Source organism: Methanosphaera sp. A6, from assembly GCF_001729395.1.
Taxonomy (GTDB): Archaea; Methanobacteriota; Methanobacteria; order Methanobacteriales; family Methanobacteriaceae; genus Methanosphaera; species Methanosphaera stadtmanae.
Genome location: NZ_MAIF01000004.1, coordinates 1 through 10,280, shown reverse-complemented (window position 1 = coordinate 10,280; position 10,280 = coordinate 1). Strand labels below are relative to the sequence as shown.

11 protein-coding genes are annotated in these 10,280 nt (G+C 27.6%); 7 read left to right on the top strand and 4 right to left on the bottom strand.

Features of this window, described 5'->3' with window-relative positions; genetic code table 11:
- The first annotated feature begins 74 nt into the window (after positions 1 to 74).
- The 4 genes from A9758_RS00150 to A9758_RS00135 are packed head-to-tail and all read left to right on the top strand — an operon-like array spanning position 75 to position 2,560.
- On the top strand, positions 75 to 1,121 hold the full coding sequence (locus A9758_RS00150; RefSeq protein ID WP_011406584.1) for an NAD(P)-dependent glycerol-1-phosphate dehydrogenase: 1,047 nt from the start codon (positions 75 to 77) through the stop codon (positions 1,119 to 1,121).
- Positions 1,122 to 1,142: 21 nt separating this feature from the next.
- A complete protein-coding gene (locus A9758_RS00145) occupies positions 1,143 to 1,565 on the top strand; it encodes a UPF0179 family protein (protein ID WP_011406583.1) in 423 nt (140 codons plus the stop codon).
- Positions 1,566 to 1,577: 12 nt separating this feature from the next.
- A complete protein-coding gene (rpiA, locus tag A9758_RS00140) occupies positions 1,578 to 2,273 on the top strand; it encodes a ribose-5-phosphate isomerase RpiA (protein ID WP_011406582.1) in 696 nt (231 codons plus the stop codon).
- A gap of 14 nt (positions 2,274 to 2,287) precedes the next feature.
- Positions 2,288 to 2,560 carry a metal-sensing transcriptional repressor gene (locus A9758_RS00135; protein WP_011406581.1) on the top strand — a complete coding sequence of 91 codons (273 nt, stop codon included), beginning with the start codon at positions 2,288 to 2,290 and terminating at the stop codon, positions 2,558 to 2,560.
- An 809-nt stretch (positions 2,561 to 3,369) separates the two neighbouring features.
- On the opposite strand, the gene A9758_RS00130 is transcribed toward A9758_RS00135, so the two are convergent.
- Positions 3,370 to 4,311, bottom strand: coding sequence for an NAD(P)-dependent oxidoreductase (locus A9758_RS00130; RefSeq protein WP_011406580.1), 942 nt, complete (start codon positions 4,309 to 4,311; stop codon positions 3,370 to 3,372).
- A gap of 106 nt (positions 4,312 to 4,417) precedes the next feature.
- On the opposite strand from A9758_RS00130, the gene A9758_RS00125 reads away from it, so the two are divergent.
- Positions 4,418 to 5,248, top strand: coding sequence for a deoxyribonuclease IV (locus A9758_RS00125; protein WP_011406579.1), 831 nt, complete (start codon positions 4,418 to 4,420; stop codon positions 5,246 to 5,248).
- A gap of 18 nt (positions 5,249 to 5,266) precedes the next feature.
- On the opposite strand, the gene A9758_RS00120 is transcribed toward A9758_RS00125, so the two are convergent.
- Positions 5,267 to 6,403, bottom strand: coding sequence for a glycosyltransferase family 4 protein (locus tag A9758_RS00120; protein WP_048059742.1), 1,137 nt, complete (start codon positions 6,401 to 6,403; stop codon positions 5,267 to 5,269).
- A 41-nt stretch (positions 6,404 to 6,444) separates the two neighbouring features.
- A complete protein-coding gene (locus A9758_RS00115) occupies positions 6,445 to 7,677 on the bottom strand; it encodes a GDP-mannose 4,6-dehydratase (protein WP_011406577.1) in 1,233 nt (410 codons plus the stop codon).
- A gap of 229 nt (positions 7,678 to 7,906) precedes the next feature.
- Here A9758_RS00115 and A9758_RS00110 point away from each other — a divergent pair, with 229 nt between their 5' ends.
- Together A9758_RS00110 and cobM are read left to right on the top strand one after the other, a co-directional pair.
- Entirely contained in the window at positions 7,907 to 8,767 is an 861-nt protein-coding gene (locus A9758_RS00110; protein WP_011406576.1) for a glycosyltransferase family 2 protein, read from the top strand.
- A 103-nt stretch (positions 8,768 to 8,870) separates the two neighbouring features.
- Positions 8,871 to 9,647 carry a precorrin-4 C(11)-methyltransferase gene (gene cobM, locus A9758_RS00105; RefSeq protein ID WP_011406575.1) on the top strand — a complete coding sequence of 259 codons (777 nt, stop codon included), beginning with the start codon at positions 8,871 to 8,873 and terminating at the stop codon, positions 9,645 to 9,647.
- Positions 9,648 to 9,780: 133 nt separating this feature from the next.
- Here cobM and A9758_RS00100 read toward each other — a convergent pair whose 3' ends face one another.
- A complete protein-coding gene (locus A9758_RS00100; RefSeq protein WP_011406574.1) occupies positions 9,781 to 10,053 on the bottom strand; it encodes a hypothetical protein in 273 nt (90 codons plus the stop codon).
- Positions 10,054 to 10,280: the final 227 nt, after the last annotated feature.

Sequence of the window (10,280 nt, the reverse complement as noted above, 5' to 3'; positions counted from 1 at the left end):
TTACCGTGAATATAATTAATAATATTTTTAATTATTTTAATTAAAATAAAATTATAGGTAGGCTGAAATAGAAAATGGATTTTAGAAATGTACAGTTACCACGTGAAATACATTCTGGTTCTGGAATCATAGAAGAAATTGGTGATGTATGTGATAATTTACTACCAAAAAAGGATGTAACTATATTAACAGGACCTACAACAAAAAAAATTGCTGGAAATCATGTTATTGAGATCTTAAAAGAATCAAATTATGAAATTTCAGAAATAACAGTTAATTTGGCTACTGAAGAATCTGTTGAAGAAGTTGTTAAAGATTCAAAAGATTCATCTGCAATACTTGGTGTAGGTGGAGGAAAAGTAATTGATGTGGCAAAAATGGCATCAACAATAAATCATATTCCATTAATAAGTGTTCCTACAACAGCAGCACATGATGGAATGGCATCTCCACGTGCATCAATAAAAAATGATAAAGGAACTGTATCATTAAAAGCTAATGCTCCATTTGCATTAATTGCAGATACAACTATTATTTCACAAGCCCCATATCGTTTTACAGCAGCTGGATTTAGTGATATTATATCTAATCTAACAGCAGTTGAAGATTGGAAACTAGCTTATAAATTAATAAATGAACCATTTAGTGATTCAGCAGCAGCATTGTCTGTTATGACTGCAAAATTATTGATTGATGAAGCAGATAATATTCATCCAAACAATGAAAATAGTGCAAGTGTTGTTGTTAAAGGTTTAATAAGTAGTGGTATGGCAATAAGTATAGCTGGAAATAGTAGACCTGCAAGTGGATCTGAACATAAATTTAGTCATGCACTAGATATGATAGCACCTAAACCTGCATTACATGGAGAACAATGTGGTGTTGGTACTATAATGATGATGTATTTACAAGGTGGAGATTGGCAAAATATAAAATCTGTTTTAGAAAAAGTTAATGCACCAACAACAGCTAAAGAATTGGGTATTGATGAAGAATATATAATAGAAGCATTAATTCAAGCCCATAATATTCGCAAGGAACGTTATACTATTTTAGGTGATCGTGGCTTAACAAGAGAAGCTGCTGAAAATATAGCATTAAAAACTCATGTTATAGAATAATTTTATTATGGAGGATAATTTATGATTACATTAATAGGTACAAGTTTAGCAAAAAAAGGGTTGGTATTTATATTCTATGGTGGTTCAAGTAAATGTGAGTCATGTAGATTTAATAGAACATGTTTAAATCTTGAAAAGGGACGTAAATATATAATAACTAATGTTAAGAAAGTTACACATAAATGTCCACTACATAAAAATGGTAGAGTACAAACTGTTGAAGTTGAACCTGCTACTATTAGAACTGCTGTCGAAACTAAAAAGGCTTATAAAGGTTCTACAATAATATTTAGAAATCCTACCTGTGTATGTGAATGTGAAAATCATGATATATGTTATCCTGAGGGATTGTATAATGATGATAAGTGTCAAATTGAAGAAATTGGTCCAGAACTTGTTTGTAAAAATGGAAGAAATTTAACAGAAGTAATTTTAAGTCATTAAAGGTGTATTTAAATGGTAAATATGGATATATTAAAAGATAATGTTGGAAAAAAAGCAGCTGATTTAATAAAGGATGGTCAAATAGTAGGTTTAGGCACTGGTTCTACCACACACTACTTTATAAGATATCTTGGTGAGAGAATTAAAAATGAAGAATTGAATATTCTTGGAATACCAACATCCTATCAGTCTTTAATAAAAGCTAGAGAAGCTGGAATTAACACAACAACTCTAGATGAATATGATATTGATATAGCTGTTGATGGTGCTGATGAAGTAAATCCTACACTTGATTTAATTAAAGGAGGAGGAGCAGCACACACACTAGAAAAATTAGTTGATAGTTCTGCAAAAAAATTTGTTGTTATTGTAGATGAAAGTAAAGTTGTTGAAGAATTAGGTAAATTCCCAGTTCCTCTTGAAATTATTCCAGAAGCATTACGTGTTGTTAAAGATACTCTTGTTGATTTAGGTGGAAAACCAGAGTTAAGAATGGGTATTCAAAAAGATGGGCCTGTTATAACTGATAATGGTAATTTTATTTTAGATACTAAATTTGATAAAATCAGAAATCCTCATAAATTAGAAAAGGAATTAAATATTATCCCTGGTGTTTTAGAAAATGGTATTTTTGCAGGTCTTGCTGATAAGGTAATTATTGGAAAAATGTCTGCTATTGAAGAAATTGATAGGGAAGATATATTATAGTAGGTTGTATTTTTATGAAACAATGTATGGATTTAGATAATCTTCACAGACGTCTTAGAAAGATTGAAGGGCAGGTTGCTGCCATAGATCGTATGATTGAAAAGGATGTTCCATGTGAAGATGTTTTAATGCAGGTGAATGCTGCTAAATCTGCACTGAATAAAGTAGGTAGTATTATTCTAGAAGGACATATGAATCATTGTGTAAAGGATGCTATTGATAAAGGTGATAGTTCTGAAGCTATTGAAGATTTGTCTAAGATTATAGATTATTATTCTAGAATTTAATCTTATTTTATTTTTTATTCATTATTTTTGTTTTGTTTTTATTGTGATTGGAATATCTTTATATATTATTTTTGTTATAATAATTATTATACCCTTAGGGGTATAGGTATAGTTGTTATGAATTTAAATAATTAATATAAAGTAGATTATTACTATGGATTACTTAATTTATTAAAAATGATGTTTTTTAATAAATTCTAAATAGGGAAAATAATATAGGATTATTAAAATAAAATAGATATATTTCATTTTAATTTTTATTGTTATATTTTATTTTATTTTTTTTATAAAACTGTTATACCTGAAGGGATATGGGTATATTTCTTATAGTTCCAGATTAATCAAGTATCTTGAAATCACTTATAAAATCCTTGATTAATAACTGATTATAACCATTAGTTAATCTTAATCATAAAAAAAGGTGGATATAATGTTATATAAATTTATGGAAAGTGTAGGTAAAAGTATTATAAAAATAAGTATGAGTATATTGATGGCATTAGTTCTATTCTATTTACACATATACAGGCCCCTATATAGACAAAACAATAGTTCAGACCACAATTATTAAAGTCTTATGAATATATGTTTGAAAATGCATGAGAATTTAATTTTTTTAGTGTAAATAACAAATAAGAAAAATATTAGAATATACTATGAATTTAAGTATTTATTATAATATTCTTATAAATTTTTTTTAATAATGAATTTTTAAAATAAATATAATGCTATTTAATATAATACTTAATTGTATTTATTCTTTTTTTTAAAAAAAGTATAATATATGAAATAATTCATATAATTTGTATTTATTCAAGTCTATAATACCATTTCATCCATTCAGCTGTTTTTTTAATTCCTTCTTTTGGTTTGATTTTAGGATCATGTTTAAGATCTCTTATGGATTTTGAAAAATCAATGGTTTTTATCTTTGTAGTGAATGGTTCTGCTTCTTTATATGTTACTAGACTATCATCACGTCCAGTAGCTTCTAATACTAAGTCAGAATAATCTTTAATATCCATTTCCCATTCTTGATTTCCACCAATATTATATGCTTCTCCAGGAATAAAATTATCCACAATATTTGCAAAGGTACGTGCTGTATCTCCAACATAATCAATGATTCTTTTATGTCCTTCATATACAGTGTATGGTTTATCATGTAATGCAAGATATGTGAATTTTGGTATAAATCCTCTGTATGGTGTATATTTTTCTCCAGGACCATAACAATTTACTGGACGAACTCTTACAGTTTCTGTACCAAACATTTTTGCTGAGTTCATACACATTAATTCTCCATCCCATTTACTTATTGCATAGTCATTCATTTGATAGGTATCTTTAATGGGATTGTTTTCCATTACATCTTCAGACATTTTTCCAGTATAATCTCCATATACTTCTGCTGATGAAAAGAAAATCATACGAAACTTATTCTTTTCTTGTAATCTTATCATATTTTTAGTACCTATAACATTTGTTTGCCATAGATTTTCATAGTATGCTTCTCCATTCCATCGTCCATATTCTGCAGCTAGATGATATACATAATCAAATGGACCTTCATCTTCAAGTGTACGTTCAATTTGTCTATAATTTCTAACATCTGTACGTACATAATCTTCACGATCAGTATTTAATAAATCTGCTGCTATTACTTCATGTCCTCTACTTCTTAGTTCATTTACTAAATTTGTTCCAATAAAGCCTGAACCACCAGTAACTAATATTCTATTGGTTTCCATAAAATCCCTTCATTTATTATTGTATAAAAATATATAGTTGATACTATTAATATTTTAATAGAATACATTATAGAGAATAATATTATAATATGGAGAATAAGAAATTATGTTTACAATAGGAGCTCATTTATCAATTAGTAAAGGATTTGAAAATTTAGGTCTTGAAGCATTAAGTATAGATGCTAACACTGCACAATTTTTCCCAAGAAGTCCACGTGGTGGAAAAGCAAAACCTTTAAATCAAGCAGATGTGGATGGTCTTCAAGAGTTAATGGATAATACTACTATGGATGTGATTTTGGCTCATGCACCTTATATAATAAATTTAGCTTCTAAATCTGAGAAGACAAGAAATAATGCATATGAAATATTTGAGGATGATTTAAAACGACTTGATAATCTACCTAATAATATGTATAATTTTCATCCAGGAAGTCATGTTCAACAAGGAGTTGAAAAGGGAATTGAATTAATTAGTGATTCATTAAATAAGTTAATAAGGGAAGATATGAAAACAACTATCCTTCTTGAGACTATGGCAGGTAAAGGAACTGAAATTGGGAGAACTTTTGAAGAATTAGAATCAATTATTGAAAAAATAGATATGGATGAGAAAGTTGGTGTTTGTATAGATACTTGCCATATATATGATGGTGGATATGATATAGTAAACGACCTTGATGGTGTTATTGATGAATTTGATTCAATAATTGGACTTGATAGACTTAAAGCTATTCATTTAAACGATAGTAAATATGGTTTAAATAGTCATAAGGATAGGCATGAAAAAATAGGTATGGGTAAGATAGGAATAGATGCAATAACAGAAATTATTAATCATAAAAAATTACGTGATTTACCATTCTATTTAGAAACACCAAATGATGTTGAAGGTTATAAAGAAGAAATAGATTTATTAAGGGGATTATATAAATAAAAACACAAAAAGAAGAGATTACTTTTTTTTCTCTTCAATGTTGTTAAAAATATCATTTAATCTACTACCAATTGCTTCTTTTGTATAATTTTTAGATTGTATGTAACCTTCTTTTTGTAATTGAGAATATAATTTATCATCAGTTAATAATTTAAGTAATGACTTAGCCAACTGTTTATAATTTTTAGGCTCATAAAATAGACCACCTTTCCTGCCACTTGCTTCAACAACAGGTGGAATCTCAGCGGCAACAAATGGTGTTTTAAGAGATAAAGCTTCAATAATAACAATACCAAATCCTTCAACAACACTAGGAAGACAGAATATTTTAGAGGAATTAACAACCTTCATAACATCCTCATGTTTTTCAACAAAACCCAAAAATTCAATATTATCATCTAAATCTAATTCCTTGCTTAATTGTTTTAATTGACTCTCAAGTGGTCCTGTACCAATAATCTTACATTGTATTTTAGGAATACTGTCTTTTATTATGGAAATTGCTCTAATTAAGTCTTCAACACGTTTATATTCAACAAGTCTAGCAACACATGCTATTGTTGGATTAGTATATGGTTTTGATGTTACAGAGGGGAAATCTACAATATTATGAACTGTTTTAATTCTTTCCCCTGGAAAATAAGGTAATAGATTATTTTTTGTATAATCACTAACTGGTAATATTAAATCAATATCTTGTTTTAGGAAATATCTCTCAAGAGCTTCTCCAAAAATACCACTTACACCCATAGTATCAATCCATCTTCCAATCCAAACATCATGATACCTTGCAACTATAGGTATATCTAGTTTTTGTGATATTTTCCATGCAACAGGATATGTTATAAAGTTATATCCAATAATTAAATCCATGTCTTTAAGATTACATCCAACAGCATATGCATCCTTCATAAAAAGTAATCTTTTAGTAAATGAACCCTTTTGTGTATAGTTTCTTTTATTTCCACAACAAATTACATGAATATTATCTATATAAAAATCATCAGTATTGTTTTCATCATTTGATGTTAGTACTGTTATGTTATTATATTTTGATAATTGTTGTGCTTCATTAAATGCACAGACTTCAACTCCTCCTTTTATTTCAAGATTTTCACTATGTGGAAAATATTCAGTAACTATACATATGTTCATATATATCTCTCCCAAAAAAAGTGTGTATGAAAGAAAATATTTTATCTATTTTCTTCTTTTATAAAGTAGTTTAATTGATCTTTTATAATATCAGATACTGAATGTTCAGTTTTAGCACCTAACTTTTGTATTTTAGCTGTATTTGAGAATAATATAGGTACTTCTGCTGGTCTAAATCTTGCAGGATTGAATTCAATTTTAATATTATCTGTATCAGTTTTTACATTTATTCCCTTATCTTCTATTGTATATTCAATTTCATCATCTAGTATCATTGAATCTACTTTTGTTTTATCAAATGAAACTCCATAATACTTGTCAGAGTTAAGTTCTGTTGGATTAGTTATAACTTTATCTCCATTTAATGTACTTATGGATTCTATTTTTTGACCGATTTGTTCAATACTTAGTAGAATATAACTTAGTATTGAATTTGTTCTCATGGAACCTTGATTGTATACATCCCCACTATTACCTTTTTTTGCAAGAAGAAGGTATCCATTTATAATATCTTCAATATGTGTCCAGTCTCTAAATGCATTAACATTTCCTATTGTTATTTTATCAGTTAGGCCTAATTTTAGTTGTATTACTTGATTTGTAACTACACTTGTTACAAACATTTTTCCACGACCAGCACCTTCATGATTAAATGCTCTTGATACAACAGTATCTAATCCATATGAATGATAATAATTTCTTGTTAAGAAATCACCATAAACTTTTGAAACAGCATAAGGACTCATTGGACGTAGAGGATTTGTTTCAGATATTGGTAATTCATGTGTAATTCCTTCTTTAATATCTGGAAATATGGAACCATATTGTTTAAGTGCAGCATTATATTGATCTTTTGAGGAGATTACAAGACCATATTCTTCACTTGAACCAGCAAATACCATACGTGCATCACAATCTTTTATTCGCATTGCTTCAAGTAAATTATTAGTTCCTTGTGAATTATTTTGTTCAGTGTCTGTAGGATTATCAAATGATTGTGGTACAAAGGATTGTGCTGCTAAATGAAAGATATAATCTGGTTCTGATTTATCAATAGCATTGGCAACAGAACTAATATCTGTTAAATCACCAGTTATCTGGGTAAAATCATTTTCAATTCCATGGTTTTTAATATTAGTAGGAATGGATCCATCAGTTCTTCTTCTAACTAATCCATAAACATTACTTCCTTCTTTTATAAGTCTTTCTGCTAAATATGCACCAACAAATCCACTTATTCCCGTAATTAATACATTTTTATCTTGCCATTTCATAGTTACATCTCTTATTTAAAAAGTTTTAATATTCTTTTAATATTAATATATTTTTTATAGTTTATATGATTTCATAAATAATAAATAAAAAATCACACAATAATTAGTACTATTATTATTTTTCATTAATATCCTTAAAATATAATATTCTAAAAATATAGATATACTATTAATATCAACAAATTCAAAATATTTAATTTGTTATTTTTTTATTGGAGTTGTACACTTAATGAGTAAAGTAGCAGTCTTATTACCCGCATATAATGAAGAAGTATCTATAGCAAGTATGGTTTTATTATCATTACAATATGCAGATGAAGTTATTGTTATTGATGATGGAAGTTCAGATAGAACCTCAGAAGTATCTAGATTAGCTGGAGCTACAGTATTATCTCATACTACAAATAAAGGTAAAGGTGCTGCTTTAAAAACTGGTTTTAAATATGCACAAGACTATGATATAATAGTTACAATAGATGCAGATGGTCAACATAATCCATCAGAAATACCTGATGTAATAAAACCTATCATGGAGGATAGGGCTGATATAGTAAATGGTAGTAGGTATATTGCAGGAAAAGACACAACCACACCCACATATAGGCGTGTTGGTCAAACAGTTCTTGATAATGCAACATATCTTGCATCTGGTGTGAAGCTAACAGATACACAAAGTGGATTTAGAGCATTTTCATCAAAATCTATAGAATACTTTAATTTTGATCCTAATGGGTTTGGAATTGAAAGTGACATGTTAATAGAAGCATCAGTTAATAAATTACGTATAGTTGAAGTTGAGATAACAGTAAGATATGATGTAAATACTACAACAGACAATCCAATAGTTCAGGGCTTTAGTGTGTTAATGAGAATACTTGAACTTATGCGTTTTAACAGACCATTATATTTCTATGGAATTAGTGGATCTATTGTTTTATTTTTAGGAATACTAATTATTTTAACAGTAAAAGCATCTTTATTTACTAATAATATTTATATTTCAGCAATTGGCTATTTCATAGTGGTAATGGGTTTATTTTTATTATTCTTTGGACTATTTTCAGATACAGTAAATAGATTTAAAAAATAATTTAGGATAAATAAATTACAATTAAACTAAATTATATTATAAATGAATTTAAAAATAAATACTATATCTTAAAAAAAAATTATTTTAGAGGACGTTGTAAAATATGAATTTTGAAGATTATAAAGGAAAAGTAATATTTATAGGAGCAGGTCCGGGAGATCCTGATCTTATAACAGTTAAAGGAGCAGAAGCAATTAAAAATTCTGATGTAATAATATATGCAGGTTCATTAGTTAATCCAGCAGTACTTAACATAGCAAAAGATGATGCAAAAATATATGATAGTGCAGAAATGGATTTAGATGAAATTATTGATGTTATTAAAAAAGCACATTCAGAAAATAAAATAACAGCAAGAGTTCATACAGGAGACCCTTCAATATATGGGGCAATAGCAGAACAAATAAATCAATTAAAAGCATTAGATATTGGTTATACTATAATTCCTGGTGTAAGTAGTTTATTTGGAACAGCAGCTGCACTTGAATCACAACTAACACTACCTGAAGTATCTCAAACAATAATCATAACAAGACCTGAAGGAAGAACACCAAAACCTTCAGAAGAAGCATTATGTAAACTTGCAAAACACAATGCAACAATGTGTATATTCCTTGGAATACATATGATAGAAGAAGTTGTTGAAGAATTATTAAAAGAATATGATGTACATACTCCAGTAGCAGTAGTTAAAAAAGCAACATGGCCAGATCAAGAGATTGTAAGGGGAGATTTATCAAATATTGCTAAGAAGGTGCATGATGCTGGATTTACAAAAACAGCTATGATTGTTGTTGGTGATGTTTTAGATCAACAAAGTGGAGAACAATCTAAATTATATGATCCTAAATTTGCACATATGTATAGAGATGCAAAATAAAAATAATTCTCTATAACCCTTTTTTTTAATTAAAAGTTATATTATAGTCAAATCTTTAAAAAAAATAGTTTTTATAAAAAAAAGTAATATAATGAATACATTACATAGTTATATATAATATATTCTCTTGAATTTATTGTATGTCTAATTTTGTAAATAACAATGGTATTTGTGTATTATTATTTATTGCTTCAGTACATGTATATGCATCGTATGCAAAGAATAATGCTATAATAATTGTTATTATGTAATAACTTATTGAAAATCCTAGAATGGTTGATACAATAATGGAAAGAACACAATATATTACAAATGAAACAAGAAATCTTTTATATAATCCAAGATAAGCTACACCTAAACCTGGTATAAATAATGAAAGAATTGCTGCTAAATATATATTCTTCATAAATTTTTTCCTCCTATTTTCAATTATTTAATTATTCTTTTATTTATCTTAAGTACTATTAATATTTTATTATACGCCGTCTGTCAAAAATTGAATAATTCCTGTTTTGTTTAGGAAAAAGTACATGTTTTTTGAGGGGTTATTGTTAAATTAGTTGTTATAAGGTTGTTTTAATAGTTTTTTTCGTTTATTGTGTTGTTTATGTTATAAAAAACTATTTTTAACAA

Coding starts and splice junctions, on each gene's coding strand:
- A9758_RS00135 (WP_011406581.1), top strand. CDS start 2,288: ATGAAACAATGTATGGATTTAGATAATCTTCACAGACGTCTTAGAAAG.
- rpiA (WP_011406582.1), top strand. CDS start 1,578: ATGGTAAATATGGATATATTAAAAGATAATGTTGGAAAAAAAGCAGCT.
- A9758_RS00145 (WP_011406583.1), top strand. CDS start 1,143: ATGATTACATTAATAGGTACAAGTTTAGCAAAAAAAGGGTTGGTATTT.
- A9758_RS00130 (WP_011406580.1), bottom strand. CDS start 4,311: ATGGAAACCAATAGAATATTAGTTACTGGTGGTTCAGGCTTTATTGGA.
- A9758_RS00150 (WP_011406584.1), top strand. CDS start 75: ATGGATTTTAGAAATGTACAGTTACCACGTGAAATACATTCTGGTTCT.
- A9758_RS00115 (WP_011406577.1), bottom strand. CDS start 7,677: ATGAAATGGCAAGATAAAAATGTATTAATTACGGGAATAAGTGGATTT.
- A9758_RS00110 (WP_011406576.1), top strand. CDS start 7,907: ATGAGTAAAGTAGCAGTCTTATTACCCGCATATAATGAAGAAGTATCT.
- cobM (WP_011406575.1), top strand. CDS start 8,871: ATGAATTTTGAAGATTATAAAGGAAAAGTAATATTTATAGGAGCAGGT.
- A9758_RS00100 (WP_011406574.1), bottom strand. CDS start 10,053: ATGAAGAATATATATTTAGCAGCAATTCTTTCATTATTTATACCAGGT.
- A9758_RS00125 (WP_011406579.1), top strand. CDS start 4,418: ATGTTTACAATAGGAGCTCATTTATCAATTAGTAAAGGATTTGAAAAT.
- A9758_RS00120 (WP_048059742.1), bottom strand. CDS start 6,403: ATGAACATATGTATAGTTACTGAATATTTTCCACATAGTGAAAATCTT.